This is a genomic window from Benzoatithermus flavus (genome assembly GCF_037908215.1).
GTDB lineage: Bacteria > Pseudomonadota > Alphaproteobacteria > Geminicoccales > Geminicoccaceae > Benzoatithermus > Benzoatithermus flavus.
Genome location: NZ_JBBLZC010000005.1, coordinates 99582 through 119067, shown reverse-complemented (window position 1 = coordinate 119067; position 19486 = coordinate 99582). Strand labels below are relative to the sequence as shown.

The following is a 19486-nucleotide window of genomic DNA, read 5'->3' as shown; positions in this document are numbered from 1 at the left end:
CCGTGCCGCGGTTCCAGACGCAGCAGGTCCTGCTCGCTAGGGTCGAGGCCGCCTACGGCCAGGATCCTGCACCCACCGCCAGCGCCGACGCGCTCCTGGTGTTCGATCTGCAGCACCGGATCCAGTCCACCGAGATCGCGCGCCGGCCGGTCAAGCCGAGCGAGGGCAGCCTCGCCAGCCTCTACGCCGACCAGTTCGTCACCTTGAGCTTCCGCACCGATCTCGCCGGCTCCGGCACGCCCGGCACGGCCCCGGCTTGGGGCAAGCTGCTGCGCGGCTGCAAGATGGCCGAGCTGATCACGCCCGGCGTCAAGGCGCAGTACAGGTTCGTCGTCGGCAGCCCCGAGTCGCTCGGCTTCTACTATTACCTCGACGGCGAGCTCCACAAAGTGCTGGGGTCGCGCGGCACCTTCACGATCGAGGCGCCGACCAACCAAATCCCGAGCATCCGCTTCGACTTCACGGGCCTCTACGCGCCTCCGAGCGCTGCCGCGGTTCCGACGCCGACGCTTGGCACCTGGAAGGAGCCGGTGCCGGTCAACAAGAACAACACGACCTGCACGCTGCACGGGCTGGCCTCGGTCGTGAGCGCCTTCCAGATCCAGGCCGGCCTCAGCCCCAAGCACCGCGACCTGATCGGCGGCCGGGACGTCCAGTACAGCGGCCAACGCAGCACGCGCGGCTCGATCACCGTCGAGGCGCCACCAGTCGCCACCAGGAGCTGGCGCGACGTCGCCGACGCCCGGACGCTCGACGCCTTGCAGCTCACCCATGGCACCACGGCCGGCAACATCGTCGAGGTGAGCTGCTCCAAGGTGCAGCCCCTGCAGCCGCAGGACAGCTTCCAGGACGGCATCCTCTACCAGCAGATGGCCCTGGTCATCTGCGAGGGTGGGGTGGACGAGCTCACCATTACCGCGAGATGACCGATGTTCGTGATCAAGGACGCCTATTCCTTCAGCGCCACCGTCGAGGTCGCCGTGCCCGGCGTCGGCGCGCCCACGCTCCAGAGCTTCTCGGCGAGCTTCACCGTGAGCCTGGATGCGATGGAGGAGATCCTGGCCGGGAGGCTCGGCGACCAGGAGGCGTTGCGGCGGACCTGGGACGGCTGGGCCGGGATCGCCGGCGAGGACGGCCAGGACGTGCCCTTCTCCGAGCCGATGCGCGAGCGGCTGATCGCGATCCCCTTCGTCAGGCTGGCGGTAGCCAAGACGCTGCTCGACGCGCTGATCGGGCGGCGGGCAAAAAACTGAGGGCGGCGGGCAAGGCCTGGGCGCGCCATGTCCGCCGACCGGCATCCACGAGCCGTGACGGCCTCGCCGAGCAGGCACAGGCGCTCGGGCTCGGCCCCGAGGCGGCGGCCCAGCTGGCCGCGCGTGGGCGCCGCCACCGCGAGCCGCACCCGCTTCTGCGCGACGAGGTCGAGCCGGTGCGGCTGTTCATGGCCTGCGCCACCCAGTGGCGCCGCGCCGGCAGCGCGGGGGTGCCGGTCGGGCTCGACTATCCGGCCGTGCGGGCCACAGCCGACTGGCTGGGCATCGCGGCGACGCCGCAGCTCCTCGACGACCTGCGCTACCTCGAGGCCGGGGCGCTCGAGGGCTTTGCCGAGGACGACGGCTGATGGCTGACCTTCAGCTCGCGATGGTGCTGCGGGCCGACGCCACCGAGCTGGTCGAGAAGGTCGGCCGGGCGCGCGACGAGCTCGGCCGGTTCGTCGCCACGGCCAAGAACGGCGCCGAGGAGCTCGGCAAGGTCGGGGGCGCTGGGCAGCAAGCGGGCGAGGGCATCGGGGCTGCGACCCGCGGGCTCCTCGGCTTCAACATCGAGGCTGGTAAGGCGAACCAGGTCCTGAGCCAGCTGCCGCTGCAGCTCAATGACCTGTTCGTGCAGCTCGCCAGCGGCCAGGGCTTCCTGACCGCCTTCGTACAGCAGGGCTCGCAGGTCGCTCCCATCCTGAGCCCGTGGGCGGGCGTCGCGCTTGCAGCCGCCGGCGGGCTCGCCGCCCTGGTGAGCGCGTTCGCGGACTACGAGGAGGCCGCCGACCCGATCGCGGCGCTCAACGAGCGTCTCGATGGCTCGGTAAAGGACCTTTCGGAGACCATCGACGGCCATATCCGGCGGATGCGGGAAGCATCCGACGCGGTGCGCGACCAGGAGCGGTCGGCCCTCGGATCTCCGCCACAGCCATGCCGCGCACAAGGCGACGTACCCCGACGACGACTTCTTCGAGTACCTGACCGGGGTGGAGAGCCGGGCGGTGGTCTGGCCCCATCTCGTCCAGGGCCCGGGCTGATGCGACGGCGACCCGACTGGAAGCTCCGGCTGATGCGCTGGCTCGACACGCAGCGCCGGGTCGGCTTCGCCTATGGCCTGCACGACTGCGCGATGTTCGCGTCCGGTGCGCTCGAGGCGATGACGGGCGAGGACCCGGCCGCGTCCTGGCGCGGCACCTACGGCAGCCGCGACGAGGCCGAGGCGGTCCTGGCCGATCACGGCGGCCTGGCCGCGCTCGTCACCGCGCTCATCGGCCCGCCCCGGCCGGAGGCGGCGGCCGCGCGGCAGGGCGATGTCGGGCTGATCCGCGTCGCGGAGGCCGGCATGGAGACGTTGTGCGTCGTCACCAGCCGCGGCCTCGCCGCCAAGACCGCGCGCGGCGTCGCGTACCTGCCGCGGACGCTCCTGGTGACGAGCTGGCCCGTCGGAGAAGACCATGGGTAAGGTCGGCGCTCCGATCGCGATCGGCGCGGCCCTGGTCGGGGCGTCGTTCCTGCTGCCGGGAGCGCCCATCTTCGCCGGGGCCGCCATGAGCTGGAGCGGGTTGGCGTTCGGCACCGGCGTGTCCGTGATCCTGGGCGCCGCCGCAACCGCCTTGACGCCCAAGCCCAGCACCGGCCTTGGGGGGCAGGCGGCACGCCAGACCGTGGTGCCGATCCCGGTCCCCTACCAGCGCTACGTCTACGGCCGGACCAGGACCGGCGGCAACCTGATCTGACATCTCACCCACAAGCGGCAGCGCAGCGGCGCCGATTGGGACCTGCTCAGTATGGTCGTCCTGATCGCGAGCCACGCGTGCGACGCGATCGAGGGTGTCTTCATCAACGACGACTGGGTGCCGCTGGAGCGCAACAACGGCGCCGAGGACTGGGTCGGAGCGGACGCCTGGATCCCGCCCGAGAACAGCAAGTACCGGCCGAGCGGCATGTCGCCGTTCGTCTGGTGCTACTTCCATCTCGGGCCGGAGATCACCGGCGATAGCTGGTTCGAGGAGAAGTCGGGCGGCGTTTGGTCGGCGACCCGGCACGTCGGCCGCGGCCTGTGCTGGGCGCGGGTGACGTTCCGCTACCGGTCGGACGTCTACAACGCGGGCATCCCGCGCGTTGCCTTCCTGGTCCGCGGCAAGCAGCTCTACGACCCCCGCACGGGCTCGGTGGCGTACTCCGACAACCCTGCCCTGGTGCTGGGCGATTATCTGCGCAGCCCGCTCGGCTACGGCTCGACCCTGACCGACATCGACCTGGACCTGTGGCGGGCCGCGGCCGACACCTGCGACGAGCTCCTCACCGTCGGCAGCTGGACCGTCCCGCGCTACAGTTGCTCGGGCGTGATCACGGCGGACATGAGCCGACGTGAAGCATGCGAGGCGATCTGCGACGCCATGGCCGGCACCCTCGTCGACATCGGCGGCGAGTGGCGCATCTACGCCGGCGAGCCGGCGCCCGTGGTCGCCACCATCGGCAAGGACGACCTCGCCGGCCCCTACGAGGTGACCCCGACCCGCTCGCGCAAGGACCTCTACAACCGGCTCGTCGGCACCTTCCTGGACGTCGGTCAGAACTGGGCCAAGAACGCCACGCCCGTGATCCGCAAGCCCGAGTGGCTGGCACAGGACATAGGCGTGGAGCTGCCGCTGGATATCGAGCTGGCGCTGGTCGACCGGCAGGACCAGGCGCAGCGGCTGTTGTGGATCGAAGGCAAGCAGAACCGGCTGCAAACCGTGTTCGCGAGCCGGCTGACCTGGGCGGCCGGACTGCTGCTGCAGCCGATGGACGTGGTCGAGCTCGACCTGCCCGAGCTTTGGCCCGTCCCGAAGACGTTCCGGATCGTTGAGTGGATCGACAACGGCCTCGAGGGCGTCGACTTCGTCGCGGTCGAGTACGACGACGCGGTCTGGGCCGACGAGCCCTACATCGACCCGCCAGCCAGCGCCGACCCGGGCCTGTGGGTGCTCGCGATCGACGACGTGGTGACGATCACGGGTGACGAGGAGGCCAGCGTCGACCTGGTCGCCAACGACTTACCCGACCCGAGTCGGCTCAAGGTGAGCCAGCTCGGCAGCGACGACAACCTCGTGGTCACGCTCCAGCCCGACCAGCGCACCGTCAAGGTGAGTCGGATCGGGACCTACGTGGGCACGACATCGGTCTCCTACACCGTCGACGACGGCGTGCGACAGTCCACGGGGCGGCTGCGTGTCACCGTCGAGGACGACGGCGGCGGTGGTCGAGACGGGGGCGCTTACGTTTACGCCCACAAGCCGCCGGTATCGCTCCTGCCCGCCAGCGACAGCGACATCGTGGTCTGGGAGGTGCCCGCGACCGGCGGCACCTGTCCCTATCAGGGCGATCCGGGCCAGGTGCTCCTGATCGTGGGGCCGGACGGCCGCTCGAGGGCAAGATCACCGCCGAAGACCTCAAGTCACGAAGGCTGCTCGAGCCGGCTTCGAGCGGCCGGTGAGGGCGCTTTGAGCAAAGCCCTCATCGGCGGCTGCATGACATTGCGCCTATATAGGACTGTGATCGCTCTGCGATCCTAAACCTGGCAGCGCCGCACAAAAAATTTGGCACGCTACACCCGCTGGTCCGGCGCGTGGCCGAGCCGGTCTGGCAGAAGGTGCGGGGCCGAGCAGCCGGGTGATTGGACGCCCGGAGCCTTCTTCGGCTCTGGCCTTGGCGGGATTGCCGGAGCACAGTGGCGTCTCCGGTCCTGCGGGAGGATGGCCGAGAAGCGAAGGGAGCGCGGACATGCTGGCGATCGTGCTCGGTGCGCTGCTGGTCGTGGGCGGGGTGCTCTACATGGCGGCCCAGCCGATCTGGCGCGGGCGGCTCAGCGAGAGGCGGACACCGGCGGGTGCCACGCTGGAGCCCGAGAAGCCGGCGGCGGGCTTCGGGCTCGCGGCGAACTGGCCGGGCCTGGCGCTGGTGGCCCTCGGCGCCCTGCTCCTGCTGGTCGGCGCCGTTCTTTAGGATCGGGTGGCGCTGCAACCCGCCGCCGGCCGAGCGCACGCCCGGGGAGTCGGCAGCTTCGACAGGAGCTATGGGTGCAGCCGGACAGCTAAGGGTTTGCCGAGGCTTCAGGGTCGTCGCGATCCCGGGACAAGCTACGGTTGAAGCTCAGCCGTCCACTGAGCTGATTCCAGGCGCGCTCGTACGCCTTTTGGAGCATCTCCGGCTGCGAGGCAAAAGCCGGATGCCGCGCCCGGTCCTGCAGGCGGCGGAAGGCCCGATCCACGTCCGGCACGATGTCGGCCAACCCGACCCGCTGCACCACCTCGCGGGGCGGCTCGGTGCCGTGGAACAGCGAGACCAGACGGTCGAGCCCCTCGTTCTCCTCGAGGAGGCAGGAGGCCGCCGCCTCGAAGGAGCCGTCCCACCTCGGCGGGTCTGTCCACCGTAGGACCCGCAACGGGGTAGGATCTGCCAGCGAGAACAGCTCGCCTGCAGTCGAGCGATCCCTGCAAGCTGCCGCGAGCCGGTCGAGCAGCATGTCGAGATGGTCGGCATTCAGCGCCTCGACCCTACGCTCTTCGATCTGCGACCCGTTACGAAAGTAATAACGGGAGTCGGCTTCTGCCACTTCGTTGGCCAGAAATGCGGTCAGCTCCAGAACGTGCGACGCCAGGACGAGCCGTCCCGATCCGATCCATTGCTGCTCGATGATCTCTGCCCAGTAATCCGGGCCGCTATAGGGCAGATCTCGTTCCATGTCCGCCAGCATGAACTTCGCGAGAAGGCGGTTGCAATGCTGCGCCTGCCCCGGCGGCCAGATGTCGGCCTCAGCGAGATCCCGCAACAGATCGGGAAATGCATGCGGGTCCGAGCTGAACCGCCGGGATCGCCAACCGAACGCGAGGATAGCCCAGAGGAGTTCCGCGAGCCGGCCGGCAGCCGCGGCCGAGATGATGGCCTCCCGCCGCCATGTCGCATCCTCGCGCTCGAGGAGGTCGACGATCTCGTCCGGACGCCAATGCCCCTCGAGGTTGCCGGAGTGTAGAACCTTCAGGAGAGGGATCGGATATCGCAGCCCGTCGTCGCCCACGCGACGTTTCGTGTCGAAAATGAACTCCTGTAACTCCCGGACGAGGCCGTCCTGCGATGCCGCCTCCACCATCTTGCGCCAGTCGGCCCGGCGGGAGCGCTCGGGCTCGAGCATCTCATCCAGCAGGATTTCGCCATTCAGTTGAAGGCGGTCACCCAGAACGGTTCCCAGGTTCGATTGGAGGCTGGCGACCACTTCCGGGGACCTGATGCGCAAGGCGGTGAACGCGAGCAGGTCGGCGGGGTTCACCTCGCGGCGCAAGAGGCCGATAGCCGCGTGAAACGCGCTCATCACACGCTTCTGCTCGCGAACGGTGCCGATGACGCGAGGAACGAGGATCGATACGAGCGTGTCTTCCGGCGCGTCCATCTCCTGCGCGGGAACGATGCGCTGCCATTCGGCGACGAGAAGCGTCTCGAGCCGCTCCGGCACGACGACCGGCAGCGGAATCTCGAACTGCACGATCTTCTCGAGATAGGAGCGGCCGCGCAGGCGCGCCTGCTTCGTCCGGCCGCCCCCGAGTGCCTCCTCCACCCGCCCCCTGTCGTAGGTCAGGAGGTAAGAGACCCGGGGGAAGTCCGCGACGGCCCGCACGAGCTGAGCCACCGTCCGGACCTCCGCGTCTTCGACGCGATCGAGCTCGTCGATCAGTACCACGATCGGAAAGCCGACCTCCGCCAGTTGTCCGGCGAGCTTCGCCCGCAGCTCCGCGAGGCTCGGGCCCTCCAAGGTCTTCTCCTGGGCCTCTATCAGCTTTTCAGCGAGGTCGAGGGCAGCCTTGGCACCCTCCGCCACCGGCTGCGGCAGCACCAGACCAGCCGCCGGCACCAGCCGTTTGCCATACTCGAGCACGCTTCGAGCGATGGCCGTGCGCTTCTCGGTGACGACCCCGCCCGTGGCCGCCGTGAGCGAAGCGTGCAGATCTTTCAGGAACGATCGTACCAGATCGTCCCGGCCGGACACCAGCCATGGATCGAAGCGGACCACGACGGCATCGGGCCATCTCCCGGTGATCGCGCGGGCGAGCAGGTTCAGGAGCGAGGACTTGCCGCTTCCCCAGGAGCCCGTCACGCCGACGACGATGCCCGAGGCCGCCCGCGTGTCCGGGTCGACGAGCATTCGCGCCAATCGTGCCGCGAATTCCGCCCGTCCGAGACGGTCGTCCTCGGGATCTCCGATCGGCCGCTCGGGCGAGAGTGGCTGGTTGCCGGTCATTGCCGAAGGTCCCGAGTTGCCGGGGCAGGATCGTTTTTCCGCAAGCCTTGTCCAGCCCCCGCTCAGGTCGGGCCATCCCGATGTCCTTCCCCTATCGGCAGGAACTGCCCGCGGGATCCGAGCGGCCGCGCCTTATCGCACCGTCCACCTCTGCGCGGCCGTGCCGTTGCATGGAAAGATCTGAACAGGGGTGCCGTCGGCGATGACCCCTCCGCGAACATCCAGGCACTGGTAGCGGATGCCGCGGATGCTGCCGTCCATGTACATCCATTCCTGCGCCGCCGTCCCGTTGCAGTCGAACATCTGGACCGGCGTGCCGGTGGCAGGGTTGCCGCCAGCGACGTCCAGGCATCGGCCACCCAAGCCGCGAATCTCGTCGCCGACGAGCGTCCATCTCTGCGCGGCCGTGCCGTTGCAGGCGAAGATCTGAACCTGGACGCCGTTGCCGAGGATGCCACCTCGAACGTCGAGGCATTTGTTGCCGATGCCGCGAATCTCGGCGGCATCGGCAGAAGAGATCAGGATCATGCCGACCGCACAGGCGGCAGCACATTCCAGCAAAGGATTCATACCCATGACGGCCTCTCTGTATTTTCCGATGAGACAACTTATAGATATTTCTACTCCGTGTTGAAGAATACGATAATAGTCAATTCACGATATCATTCGAATTATTTCAGGTCAAGATCGCGAAGGATGCAGATGCGCTGTTCCGATATTATCCTACGAAGCGTCCATCTTTCCCGCCGGCGCCGACCAGGGCGAGGTCGGATTCCGATCGGAAGCAGATCGAGGATGGAGCCCCGGCTAACGGCAAAGCAAACACCACGAGGGCAGGCGGCGACCGACGATCTCTTTCCGGCGGAATTTCGCAACGTTGACGAAAAACAATTTCCAATTTACTATCCGAAAATTCATTGCATCGACTCATCATATCACGGAAGGCTCGATATATGCCGCTCAAGCCTCTTGCTGCCGCCATTCTCCTCTTGACGCTGGCACAGCCATTTTCCGCCAGTGCCCAGACGAGCGGAGATCCCCTCGCCGGCCTGTCCAGCCTGGTGACCGCCTGCAGCAAGGGAGATTCGTGCACCATCGTCGACAGCCTGCCGTGCGGCTGTGCCTCGGGCGGATCGCCCGTCGCGATCAATGCGCGCTATGCGAAATTCTGGCAGGCGCTGCAGCGCGATCTCAGGCGCAACGCTCCTCCGGTTTTCTGCCCGCAGGTGTACCGCTGCATCCCCGGCGCCCGGGCCGCCTGCGTCCAGGGCCGATGCGCCGTCAGAGCGCCGCGCTGAAGCGAGGATGGCGGCACGATTGCTGGTGCCGCCGCCAACACGCAGGCTGCGCGGGAGGATGCTCACCGGCGCTGTGCGCCATGTCCTGCCGTGCAGCCCGCGGCATCTCTTCCGCAAGGCACCCCTTCCTCCTTCCGGCTTGATGGCGCGCGCGGGCTGGGCCATGAGTGCGGCAGGCGAGCGAGACGACCAAGCGTCGCCAGGGAGGTTCGGGATATGCTGCGCACGATGATCGTGGCGTTGGGATCGGTGCTGATGGCGTCGTCCGCCATGGCGGCCGGGCGGTGGGACGGGGCGGACGAACTGCCGACCAATCCCTTGGCCTGCGACGGCGGGGCGGCGCAGGTCGCGGCCAAACCTTACGACGGTGGACAGCCCGTCAACCCGCCCGACCTCGCGGGCAAGCCGATCACGGTCGTGGACGTGCCGAAGCTGATCGGCATCGGCTACTTCAATGCCACATCGAAGGGCATTCAGGACGGGGCCAAGGAGCTCGGCAACGTCCAGGCGACGACCGACGGGCCGACCAAGGCCAACATCGACGAGCAGATCACCTTCATCGACAACTACATCACCCGCGGCGTCAACGGCATCCTGTTCGCGGCCAACGACCCGGTGGCGATCGCCCCGGTGCTGAAGAAGGCGCTCTCGAAGGGCATCCACGTCGTGGGCTACGATGCGAATTCGACGCCGGATGCGCGCGAGTGGTTCGTGAACCAGGCCGAGTTCAACGGCATCGCCAAGGCGATGGTCGATTCGATGGCGAAGGAGATCGGCGAGGACGGCAGCTTCGCGATCGTGACCTCGACCTTCACGACGCCGAACCAGGCGCGGTGGATCGCCGAGATGCAGGCCTACGCCGAGAAGTGCCATCCGAAGATGAAGTGGCTGGAGACGGTGGAGGCGCAAGAAGACAACATCCTCTCCTTCAACCAGGCCAGCACGCTCATCAACAAGTACGGCGACGAGCTCAAGGGCATCTTCGGCATGACCTCGGTGGCGACCCCGGCCTCGGCCGAGGCGGTGACGCAGGCCAAGCAGTGCGGCAAGGTCGCGGTCGTGGGCCTCGCCACGCCCAACGCGATGAAGCCCTACGTGCAGTCGGGTTGCGTCAAGTCGGTCGTGCTCTGGAACCCGGTCGACCTCGGCTATGCCGCGATCCACGTGATGCGCGCCGTGGTCGACGGCAAGCTGAAGCCCGGCGCCACCGAGGTCGAGGCCGGCAAGCTCGGCAAGCTCAAGGTGGTGAACGGCAGCGAGGTGCTGCTCGGCAGCCCGTTCATCTTCACCAAGGACAATATCGGCCAGTTCGACTTCTGATTTCCTCAAGACGAGGGCGGGCAGCGGCCCGCCCTTCTCCTGCCCCGTGAGAGGGAAGATGGAGAAGATCGCCTTCACGATGCGCCTGAAGCCGGGGCAGGCGGCGAAGTACGAGCGGCGGCACGACGCGATCTGGCCGGAGCTCGTGGAGCTTCTGCGCACGGCCGGAAGCAGGGACTACTCGATCTTCCTGGACGAGAGCACGAGGACACTCTTCGCCGTGCTGTGGCGGGAGGACGGGCACCGCATCGACCGGCTGCCGGAGCAGCCCGTGATGCGGCGCTGGTGGAGCCACATGGCGGACATCGTGGAAACGAACCCGGACGGGAGCCCGGTCACGACGCCGCTCCGGCGCGTCTTCCATCTGGATTGAGCGAGCCTCATGCCCATCGCGGTCCTCGACATCGGCAAGACCAACGCCAAGGTCATCGTCGTGGACGATGCGGGCGAGCCGCTCGCGTCGCGCTCCAGGCCCTCGGCCGTGCTGCCGGGGCCGCCTTATCCGGCGCTCGATCTCGATGGCGTCTGGGCGTGGGCGGTGACGGCGCTCGCAGAACTCGCGGGTGAGCACCGGATCGAGGCGATCGTGCCGGTGGCGCACGGGGCGGCGGCCGTGCTCATGGCGGGCGAGGAGCCGGCCCTGCCGGCGCTCGACTACGAGTTCGCGGGACCGGACGAGACCGCAGCGACGCTCGCGCCCGACCCGTTCAAAGAGACCGCCTCGCCCACGCTTCCGGCCGGGCTCAACGTGGCGGCCCAGCTCCACTGGCAGGAGGTGCGGTTCCCGCAGGCGTTCGCGCGCGTCACCGACATCCTGATGCTGCCGCAATACTGGGCATGGCGGCTCTCGGGCGTGAAGGCGAGCGAGGCCACGTCCTTGGGCGCTCACACGCATTTGTGGAACCCGCGCGAGCGGGGGTTCTCGGGGCTGGCGCGAAGGCGTGGCTGGGCCGAGCGGTTTCCACCCCTGCGCTTTGCCTGGGAGGTGCTGGGACCGGTGCAGCCGGAGCTCGCGGCCGCGACCGGACTGCCCGCGGACTGTCGGGTGCTCGCCGGCATCCACGACAGCAACGCCTCGTTCCTGCCGCACCTCGTCTCGAGGCAGGTCCCCTTCACCGTGCTCTCGACCGGGACCTGGGTGATCGCGATGGCGGCGGGTGCTTCGCTCGACCGGCTCGATCCTGCGGCCGACATGCTCGCCAACGTCGATGCCAGGCGCGATCCCGTGCCCTGCGCGCGGTTCATGGGCGGGCGCGAGGTCGAGCTCGTGGCGGGGGCGGACGCGGTGCGCGCGGCGGCGAGCCCCGAGGACGTCGCCCGCATCGTCGCGCGCGGGGTCATGGCGCTGCCGGCCTGCGTCGCGAGCGGGCCTTTCCTCGGCCAGAAAGGGCGGATCGTGGGCGAGATCGGCCCCGAGCCCGGCGAGCGGGCGGCGCTGGCGGCGCTCTATGCGGCCCTCGTGGTCGAGGTGATGCTGGAGAAGCTGGGGGCGGCGGGGCCCGTCGTGGTCGAGGGCAGCTTTCATCGCAATGCCGCCTTCTGCGGCCTGCTCGCCGCCTTGCGGCCGGAGCAGAGCGTCCATCCCACCGACGATCCGAGCGGCACGGCGCGCGGTGCCTGGCTCTTGAGCCGCTGGGGCGAGGACGTGGGCTGGCGGGCCGAGCTCGAGGCGGCGGCAACGCCCTGGCGGATCGAGGGCCTCGCCGGCTACCGCGCCCGCTGGCGGGAGCTGGCCGGGGCTTGATCCGCGCGGGCAGTGGTGGTGACACGGGAGCCTTAATCGCAGCCGAGGAGAGCCTATCATGACCCGCGAGCCTCCTTTCCGCGCCGACCATGTCGGCAGCTTTCTCCGGCCGCAGCGGCTGCGCGAGGCGCGCGACCGCTTCGCGCGGCAGGAGATCGACGCCGCAGCGCTGCGGGCGGTCGAGGACGACTGCATCAGGGAGGTGGTGAAGAAGCAGGAAGAGGTGGGCCTCAGGGGCATCACCGACGGCGAGTTCCGCCGCACCTATTTCCACGTCGACTTCCTCGAGCAGCTCGAAGGTGTGACGGTCACCTACGGCGAGTTCGCGGCGAAGTTCAGGAAGGACGACGGCACCGAGGTCGGCTTCCGTCCGCCCGTGATGCATGTCGAGGGCCGCATCCGGCATACGAAGCCGATCCAGGGCCGGGATTTCGACTTCCTGAAGTCGGTCGTGACCCGCACCCCCAAGGTCACGATCCCGGCACCCTCGATGCTGCATTTCCGGGGCGGGCGGCAGGCGATCAGCGAGGCGATCTATCCCGATCTCGAGGCGTTCTTCGAGGATCTCACCGCCGCCTATCGCGAGGAGATCAAGGATCTCGCGGCGCGCGGCTGCCGCTACCTGCAGATGGACGACACCAACCTCGCTTACCTGTGCGATCCCGCGATCCGCGAGAGCACGCGTGAGCGGGGCGACGACCCGGATGATCTCACCCGGCTCTATTGCCGGCTCGTCAACGACGCGATCCGCGACCGGCCGCAGGACATGACGATCGCGGTTCATCTCTGCCGCGGCAACTTCAAGAGCGCCTGGGTAGCACAGGGCGGCTACGAGCCCGTGGCCGAGATCCTGTTCAACGAGATGAGGATCGACGGCTTCTTCCTCGAATATGACGACGAGCGTTCGGGCGACTTCGCGCCGCTCCGCTTCATGCCCAAGGACAAGACGGTGGTGCTCGGGCTCATGAGCTCGAAGCGGCCCGAGGTCGAGGACGCCGATGCCGTCAAGCGCCGGATCGAGGAGGCGGCGCGCTACGTGCCGCTCGAGCAGTGCGCGCTCAGCCACCAGTGCGGCTTCTCCTCGACCGCGCACGGCAACGAGCTCGGCGAGGAGGACCAGTGGCGCAAGCTCGCGCGCTGTGTCGAGATCGCGCGGGATGTCTGGGGGTATTGAACGCGGAAAAGCGTTCCCTTGCGCCCACCGGCCGTTGCGGCAAGATGCCGGTGCCAGAACAAAAACGGGGAGGCTGGCGGATGAGGGAGATCGTGCCGAGCCGGCGGTCGTTCTTGAGCGCCGGTGGAATGGGCCTCGCCGGCGGCGTGGCGGCGGCCGCAGCGGCGGTGGCGTTGGATGCGGAGCGCGCTTACGCGCAGGCGGCGGAGGAGAGCCTGCTCAGAACGGTGCTCGACCGCGGGCACCTGATCGTCGGAACCGGGTCGACCAACGCGCCCTGGCACTTCGAGGACGAAAAGGGCAACCTCACGGGCATGGACATCGCCATGGCCCGCATCCTCGCCAAGGGCCTGTTCGACGACGACACGAAGATCGAGTTCGTGCGCCAGGACCCGGCCGCGCGCATCCCCAACATCGCCACCGGCAAGGTCGACATCACGATCCAGTTCATGACCGTGACCCCGCAGCGGGCGCAGCAGGTGGCGTTCACACGGCCCTACTACATCGAGGGTATCGCGCTTCTGACCAAGCCGGGAAGCCCGACCGAGAAGTTCGAGGCGCTCGAGAAGGGCGGAAGCAACACCAAGGTTTCGATCCTGCAGAACGTTGATGCCGAGCAGTCGGTCCATGCGGTGCTGCCGCAAGCACAGGTGCTGCAGATCGATACGCAGGCCAACGTGATCCAGGCCCTCGAGGCCGGGCGGGTCGATGCGGCGGCGGTCGATCTCTCGACCGTGTGGTGGCTCACCAAGCGCCAGCCCGACAAGTATGCGGATTCCGGCAAGCGCTGGTACAGCATGCTCTACAGCGCTGCCGTCCGGCGAGGCGATCCGGACTGGCTCGAGTTCGTCAACACCACCTGGGACGTGGCGATGTTCGGGCATCAGAACGCCATCTTCGACCAGGCGATTCAAGACTTCTTCGGCCTGAAGCCGCCCGTGCGCGAGCCGGGCCTGCCGCCGTTCTGACCTCCCGATACGGCTTTCCCGCCCCGGCGCCTTCGGGGCGGGAAAGTCCTCTGCCCCGACGCGCGGATGACCTATCATTTCAACTTCAACCTGGTCTGGCGGCACTTCGGCCGGCTGGGCTGGGGGCTCGTGCTGAGCCTCGAGCTCGCGGCCTTGTGCATCGCCATCGGCATGGTGATCGGGCTCTTGGGTGCCCTGCTCCACGTCGACGGGCCGAAGCGCCTGCGGCCGCTGGTGACGGCCTATGTCGAGTTCATCAGGAACGTGCCGCTCATCCTGCTCGTCTATCTGGTGTTCTACGGCATCCCGAGTGTGGGCGGGTTCAAGTACGGGCCGACCGAATCCTTCATCATCACGCTCTCGGTCTATGCCGGGGCCTATCTCGTCGAGGTGTTCCGGGCCGGGCTCGATGCCGTGCCGAAGGGGCTGATCGAGGCCGGAAAGGCGATCGGGCTCACACCTTTCCAGCGGCTCGTCCATGTCCGCCTGCCGACCATGTTCCGCATATCCCTTCCGGCGCTCGGCAACAGCTTCGTCTCGCTGTTCAAGGATACCTCGATCGCGAGCGTCATCGCCGTGCCGGAGCTGACCTACGGTGCGCAGTGGATCAACTTCAACACCTTCCGCTTCGTCGAGGTCTATGCCGTGGTGACACCGATGTACCTCGTGACGGGCTATCTCATCCTGTTCTGCCTGCGGCAGCTCGAGCGCCGCTACGCGATCACGAAGCTGCGCTGAATAATGGACCTGGCCCTTCAGTCCCTGCCGTTCCTCACCAAGGGACTCCTCGTGACGCTCGAGGTCTCGGCCCTCGTGGTGACGCTCTCGCTCGTCTTCGGCTTGACCTTGGGTGTCGTGCTGGTCTACGGGCCTCTACCTTTACGGCTTCTCGTGCGTGGCTACAGCGACTTCGTCCGCGGCATCCCGGTCTTGGTCCTGATCTTCGCGGTTTATTACGGGCTGCCGGCGCTCAAGGTGAATCTCGGGAACCTGACGGCCGCGGTCGCAGCGCTCACCGCGTTCACGACCGCGCAGGTGATCGAGACCGTGCGCGGCGCCATCCAGTCGATCCACCACGGCCAGATGGAGGCGGGCAAGGCGATCGGGCTCGGCTTCGGCCAGCGGCTCCTCTACATCATCTTCCCGCAGGCCATCCGCCGCTTCCTGCCGCCCTGGATCAACAGCGTGACCGATGCGGTCAAGGGCAGTGCTCTCGTCTCGCTCGTAGGCGTGGTCGATCTGATGCTCGCGATCCAGCAGGTGATCGGCCGGGTCTACGAGCCCATGCCGCTCTACATCGTAGGGGCGCTGATCTATTTCGCGATCAACTTCAGCCTCTCGAGCCTGTCGCGGCGGCTCGAGGCGCGCTTTTCTTACGTGCGGGAGTAGAGGTTCCGATGCGCCCTGATGCCGACGGGAGGCCGGTGGTCGAGATCCGGGGGCTCGGCAAATCATTCGGCACGAACCGCGTGCTGCAGGGGGTCGATCTCGAGGTGCGCGCGGGCGAGGTCGTCACCATCATCGGCCCTTCCGGCAGCGGCAAGACCACCCTCCTTCGCTGCATCAACCTGCTCGAGCTTTATGACGAGGGCAGCATCCGGCTCGATGGGGTCGAGGTCGGCTACCGTGCGAGCGAGGGGCCGGGCCGGGTCCGGCGCAGCGAGCGGGAGCTGGCTCCGATCCGCGCCAAGACCGGCATGGTCTTCCAGATGTTCTACCTGTTCCCGCACCTCACGACCTTGCAGAACGTGATGCTGGGGCTGGTCAAGGTGAGGAAGAAGCCCAAGGCCGAGGCGCGGCGGATCGCCGAGCACTGGCTGGGGCGCGTCGGGCTCGGCCACAAGCTGGACAGCCTGCCCGCCCAGCTCTCGGGCGGGCAGCAGCAGCGAGTCGGGATCGCGCGCGCCGTCGCCATGGAGCCCATGCTGCTGCTGCTCGACGAGATCACCTCGGCCCTCGACCCTGAGCTCGTGGGCGAGGTCCTGGCCGTGGTGCACGAGCTCGCGGACGAGGGCATGACCATGCTGGTCGTGACCCACGAGATGAGCTTCGCCCGCGAGGTCAGCGACCGCGTGGTGTTCATGGACGGCGGCCGGATCACGGCGGCGGGCCCGCCGTCCAAGATCTTCGACCGGCCGGAGAGCGACCGCCTCAGGACCTTCCTCGCCCGCTTCGATCAGGCACGGCTCGGCCGCGGCCCGATCCCCACCGACTGAACGCTCTGGAACCGCCGATGCTCTCGAACCGCCCCGACATCCGCCCCGAGCTGGGCCTGCGCCGCGTCATCAACGTCTCGGGCACCATGACCTCGCTCGGCGCCTCGATCGTGGTGCCGGAGGCCGTGGAGCGGATCGGCCGCATCCTGACCGAGTTCGTCGAGATCGGCGATCTGCACCGCAAGGCCAGCGCCGTCATCGCCGCGGCCACGGGTGCGGAGGCCGGCACGATCACGGCCTCGGCCTCGGCCGGGATCAGTGTCGCGGTCGCGGGCTGTCTCACGGGCGCCGACCTCGCCCGGATCGAGCGCCTGCCCGACACGGACGGGCTGGAGCGGGACGAGGTCGTGATCCAGATGGGGCACATGGTCCATTACGGTGCGCCCGTGGAGCAGGCGATCCGGCTCGCCGGTGCGAAGGTGGTTCCGGTCGGCACGGCGACCCATGCCCGCCCCTACCATCTCGAAGGGGCAATCGGCCCGCGCACGGCGGCGGCGGTCTACGTCGTCTCGCACCATGCGGTGGGCTACGGCCAGATCCCATTGCCGGTGTTCTGCCGCGTGTGCCGGGAGAAGGGAGTCCCCGTCGTCGTCGATGCGGCTTCGGAATATGATCTGAAGGGCTTCCTCGCCGCCGGGGCGGATCTCGCGATCTACAGCGCGCACAAGTTCCTGGGCGGCCCTACCGCCGGCATCGTCGCCGGGCGGAAGGATCTCGTGCGCGCCGCATACCTGCAGAACTTCGGCATCGGCCGAGGGATGAAGGTCGGCAAGGAGGGGATCGTCGGGGCCATGGCAGCGCTCGAGGCCTGGGAGAGGCGCGACCATGCCGCCGTCCGGGCACTCGAGCGGAGCCATCTCGCGCTCTGGCAAGAGCGCCTCGGCGCATTGCCGGGCTTACGGGTTTCGGTCGTGCCGGATCCGACGCAGAATCCGCTCGAGCGGCTGAAGGTCGAGGTGGTGCCGGAAGCGGCCGGAACCACGGCCTGGGCGCTGGCCGCAGCGCTCGCCGCCGGCGAGCCGCCGGTGATCGTGCGCGACCACGAGGTCGAGCACGGGCATTTCTATCTCGATCCCTGCAATCTCCATCCCGAGGAAGCCCCGATCGTGGCCGAGACCATCGCTCGCACGCTGGAATCGATCCGCGGCCGGCCTTCGCCGACGCTGGAAGATCTCCGCGAGCGGGCGCACTGGCGGCTGCTCGCCTGGCCGGACCCGGCGTGAGGAGACGAGGCATGGCGGGACGGCTGGAAGGCAGGGTGGCGGTGGTGATCGGCGCGGGACGCGGCATCGGCCGGGCCATCGCCGAGCGGTTCGAGGAAGAAGGGGCGCTGCTGGTCCTGGGCGATCGCGACGCCGAGCTTCTGGCCCGGACGGCGAACGAGCTCGGGGCGGCGATGGCGCCCTGCGACGTGGCCGAGAAGGCCGACGTGGAGAGGCTGGTACAACGGGCGCTGGACCTCTACGGTCGGCTCGACGTCCTGGTGCAGAACGCCGGCATCTTTCCCGAGACGATGCTGGAAGCGATCCCGATCGAGGAGTGGGACCGGGTGCTCGCGGTCAATCTGCGCGGCTGCTTCCTCGCGGTGCAGGCGGCGCTGGTGCCGATGCGGACGCAGCGCTACGGGCGGATCGTGCTCACCTCCTCGATCACCGGCCCCAGGGTGGTGCCGCCCGGCCATGCGCACTATGCGGCGAGCAAGGCCGGGATCAACGGGCTGATCCGGGCGGCGGCGCTGGAAGCGGCACCGTTCGACGTCACCGTCAACGGTGTCGAGCCCGGCAACATCCTGACCGAGGGGATGCACGCCGAACGCTCGCCCGACTTCATCGCCGCGATGGAGCGCTCGGTGCCGCTGGGCCGGCTCGGCATGCCGCGGGACGTCGCCAACGCCGTCCTGTTCCTCGCTTCCGACGAGGCGGCCTACGTCACGGGAACCACGATCGTCGTCGACGGCGGGCAGATCCTGCCCGAGAGCCGGAGCTAGCGGTATCGGAAGCCAGCACCTATCATTTCGCCTGCAGCATCCGGACGGAGTTCATGACGGTCATGCCCGCCATCGACGATCCTGAGGTGGACGAGCTGGCGCGGCGTCTCGCCGCCCGGACCGGCGAGACGGTCGTCCACGCTGTCGAGCAAGCCTTACGCGAGCGCTTGGTACGCACCCGCGAGCTCTCGCCCGAGGAGATCGAGGAACGCCGTCGGCGCATTCGGGCCTATGTCAACGAATACCGCTCCCTGCCCGTGATCGATCCCCGCAGCCCCGACGGGATCTTGGGCTACGACGAGCACGGGCTTCCGACCTGATGGCCGTGGCCGTCATCCCGCCGGCCTCAATTTCGGCGACTGCTTCAGCTATGCCCTGGCGAGGAGCCTGAACGAGCCGCTTCTCTTCAAGGGCAACGACTTCACGCTCACCGACATCACCCCGGCGCTGACCCCATGACCCCACCCCTGCTGTCGATCGACAACGTCACCAAGCGCTACGGCGCCGTAACGGCGCTGGAGCGCGTCAGCTTCGACGTCTACCCCGGCGAGGTGCTGGCGCTTTTGGGCGACAACGGCGCCGGCAAGTCGACGCTCATCAAGATCATCGCCGGGGCGCAGCCGCCGAGCTCGGGGCGGCTGATCTTCGACGGCAGGGAGGTGAGCTTCGCTGGCCCGGCCGAGGCCAAGGCTGTGGGGATCGAGACCGTCTACCAGGACCTCTCGCTCTGCCCCAATGCCGACGTGGTCGCGAACTTCTTCATGGGACGCGAGCGCGTGCGGCGTTTTCTCGGCCTCGAATGGCTGCAGGAGCGCGCCATGGAGGAGGAGACGCGGGAGGCGCTCGCCGGCATCGGGGCACGGGTGCCGAACCTCCGAGCCAAGGTCGAGACCCTCTCGGGCGGGCAGCGGCAGGCGATCGAGCTCGCCCGCTTCGTCCATTGGGGCGGGCGGCTCGTGCTGCTCGACGAGCCGTTCGCGGCGCTCGGCGTGACGCAGACCCGGCGCGGGCTCGAGCTGATCGAGCAGGTCCGGGCGCGCGGTGTGGCGGTGATCGTCATCACCCACAACGTGCTCCACGCCTTCCAGGTCGCGGACCGTATGGTCGTCCTGCACCAGGGGCGCGTCGCCGGCGTGCGTCGGCGCCAGGACACGAGCCACGAGGAGATCGTGGCGCTGATCACGACCGGCAGCGCCGCCATGGCCGCCTGAGCCTTGACAGGGCCGGGGCCCTTGGCGTCTCGTCGACG

At 68.4% G+C, this 19486-nt stretch carries 22 protein-coding genes and 1 pseudogene; 21 read left to right on the top strand and 2 right to left on the bottom strand.

Annotation, left to right across the window (positions count from 1 at the left end; translation table 11 throughout):
* Positions 1-2: 2 nt before the first annotated feature.
* The 7 genes from U1T56_RS06900 (at position 3) to U1T56_RS06870 (ending at position 5243) form a co-directional block, all read left to right on the top strand.
* Complete coding sequence (locus U1T56_RS06900; protein WP_418158714.1) at positions 3-926, top strand: phage tail tube protein; 924 nt, start codon at positions 3-5, stop codon at positions 924-926.
* A 3-nt stretch (positions 927-929) separates the two neighbouring features.
* A complete protein-coding gene (locus tag U1T56_RS06895) occupies positions 930-1253 on the top strand; it encodes a hypothetical protein (protein WP_418158830.1) in 324 nt (107 codons plus the stop codon).
* Complete coding sequence (locus tag U1T56_RS06890; protein WP_418158828.1) at positions 1250-1621, top strand: DUF1799 domain-containing protein; 372 nt, start codon at positions 1250-1252, stop codon at positions 1619-1621. Before U1T56_RS06895 ends, U1T56_RS06890 begins: the two co-directional genes overlap by 4 nt.
* Positions 1621-2718, top strand: a complete 1098-nt coding sequence (locus U1T56_RS06885) for a DUF6950 family protein (RefSeq protein ID WP_418158713.1) — start codon at positions 1621-1623, stop codon at positions 2716-2718. The genes U1T56_RS06890 and U1T56_RS06885 overlap by 1 nt, the downstream gene beginning before the upstream one ends.
* Complete coding sequence (locus U1T56_RS06880; RefSeq protein WP_418158712.1) at positions 2711-2992, top strand: hypothetical protein; 282 nt, start codon at positions 2711-2713, stop codon at positions 2990-2992. Before U1T56_RS06885 ends, U1T56_RS06880 begins: the two co-directional genes overlap by 8 nt.
* A gap of 51 nt (positions 2993-3043) precedes the next feature.
* Entirely contained in the window at positions 3044-4813 is a 1770-nt protein-coding gene (locus U1T56_RS06875; protein ID WP_418158711.1) for a phage tail protein, read from the top strand.
* Positions 4814-5021: 208 nt separating this feature from the next.
* Positions 5022-5243: a hypothetical protein gene (locus tag U1T56_RS06870; protein ID WP_418158710.1), complete on the top strand. Its 222-nt coding sequence runs from the start codon at positions 5022-5024 to the stop codon at positions 5241-5243.
* Positions 5244-5331: 88 nt separating this feature from the next.
* Here the strand turns inward: U1T56_RS06870 and U1T56_RS06865 are convergent, their stop codons facing one another.
* Together U1T56_RS06865 and U1T56_RS06860 are read right to left on the bottom strand one after the other, a co-directional pair.
* The gene (locus U1T56_RS06865) at positions 5332-7530 is read right to left on the bottom strand and encodes a KAP family P-loop NTPase fold protein (protein WP_418158709.1); all 2199 of its coding nucleotides are present in this window, start codon (positions 7528-7530) and stop codon (positions 5332-5334) included.
* A 132-nt stretch (positions 7531-7662) separates the two neighbouring features.
* The gene (locus tag U1T56_RS06860; RefSeq protein WP_418158708.1) at positions 7663-8100 is read right to left on the bottom strand and encodes a ricin-type beta-trefoil lectin domain protein; all 438 of its coding nucleotides are present in this window, start codon (positions 8098-8100) and stop codon (positions 7663-7665) included.
* A gap of 383 nt (positions 8101-8483) precedes the next feature.
* On the opposite strand from U1T56_RS06860, the gene U1T56_RS06855 reads away from it, so the two are divergent.
* The 14 genes and pseudogenes from U1T56_RS06855 to U1T56_RS06790 all read left to right on the top strand — a co-directional run bounded on the left by U1T56_RS06855 (position 8484) and on the right by U1T56_RS06790 (position 19448).
* Positions 8484-8828, top strand: coding sequence for a hypothetical protein (locus tag U1T56_RS06855; protein ID WP_418158707.1), 345 nt, complete (start codon positions 8484-8486; stop codon positions 8826-8828).
* Between the two features lie 216 nt (positions 8829-9044).
* The gene (locus U1T56_RS06850) at positions 9045-10148 is read left to right on the top strand and encodes an autoinducer 2 ABC transporter substrate-binding protein (RefSeq protein ID WP_418158706.1); all 1104 of its coding nucleotides are present in this window, start codon (positions 9045-9047) and stop codon (positions 10146-10148) included.
* A 58-nt stretch (positions 10149-10206) separates the two neighbouring features.
* Entirely contained in the window at positions 10207-10521 is a 315-nt protein-coding gene (rhaM, locus tag U1T56_RS06845; RefSeq protein WP_418158705.1) for an L-rhamnose mutarotase, read from the top strand.
* Positions 10522-10530: 9 nt separating this feature from the next.
* Positions 10531-11892 carry an FGGY-family carbohydrate kinase gene (locus U1T56_RS06840; RefSeq protein ID WP_418158704.1) on the top strand — a complete coding sequence of 454 codons (1362 nt, stop codon included), beginning with the start codon at positions 10531-10533 and terminating at the stop codon, positions 11890-11892.
* Positions 11893-11950: 58 nt separating this feature from the next.
* Positions 11951-13066 (top strand): 5-methyltetrahydropteroyltriglutamate--homocysteine S-methyltransferase, encoded by a 1116-nt coding sequence (locus tag U1T56_RS06835; protein ID WP_418158703.1) that lies wholly within the window; start codon positions 11951-11953, stop codon positions 13064-13066.
* A gap of 128 nt (positions 13067-13194) precedes the next feature.
* Entirely contained in the window at positions 13195-14034 is an 840-nt protein-coding gene (locus tag U1T56_RS06830; protein ID WP_418158827.1) for a transporter substrate-binding domain-containing protein, read from the top strand.
* 66 nt (positions 14035-14100) lie between these two features.
* A complete protein-coding gene (locus U1T56_RS06825) occupies positions 14101-14772 on the top strand; it encodes an amino acid ABC transporter permease (protein WP_418158702.1) in 672 nt (223 codons plus the stop codon).
* Between the two features lie 3 nt (positions 14773-14775).
* The gene (locus U1T56_RS06820; RefSeq protein WP_418158701.1) at positions 14776-15423 is read left to right on the top strand and encodes an amino acid ABC transporter permease; all 648 of its coding nucleotides are present in this window, start codon (positions 14776-14778) and stop codon (positions 15421-15423) included.
* An 8-nt stretch (positions 15424-15431) separates the two neighbouring features.
* Positions 15432-16250 carry an amino acid ABC transporter ATP-binding protein gene (locus U1T56_RS06815; protein WP_418158700.1) on the top strand — a complete coding sequence of 273 codons (819 nt, stop codon included), beginning with the start codon at positions 15432-15434 and terminating at the stop codon, positions 16248-16250.
* A 17-nt stretch (positions 16251-16267) separates the two neighbouring features.
* Positions 16268-17473 carry an aminotransferase class V-fold PLP-dependent enzyme gene (locus U1T56_RS06810; protein WP_418158699.1) on the top strand — a complete coding sequence of 402 codons (1206 nt, stop codon included), beginning with the start codon at positions 16268-16270 and terminating at the stop codon, positions 17471-17473.
* Positions 17474-17484: 11 nt separating this feature from the next.
* Complete coding sequence (locus U1T56_RS06805; protein WP_418158698.1) at positions 17485-18237, top strand: SDR family oxidoreductase; 753 nt, start codon at positions 17485-17487, stop codon at positions 18235-18237.
* Positions 18238-18299: 62 nt separating this feature from the next.
* Positions 18300-18557, top strand: a complete 258-nt coding sequence (locus U1T56_RS06800) for a type II toxin-antitoxin system VapB family antitoxin (RefSeq protein ID WP_418158826.1) — start codon at positions 18300-18302, stop codon at positions 18555-18557.
* Positions 18556-18696: pseudogene (locus U1T56_RS06795) on the top strand (type II toxin-antitoxin system VapC family toxin); the annotation flags it as partial. The gene U1T56_RS06800 and the pseudogene U1T56_RS06795, both read left to right, overlap by 2 nt.
* Entirely contained in the window at positions 18693-19448 is a 756-nt protein-coding gene (locus tag U1T56_RS06790; protein ID WP_418158697.1) for an ATP-binding cassette domain-containing protein, read from the top strand. The pseudogene U1T56_RS06795 and the gene U1T56_RS06790, both read left to right, overlap by 4 nt.
* The last annotated feature ends 38 nt before the right edge of the window (positions 19449-19486 follow it).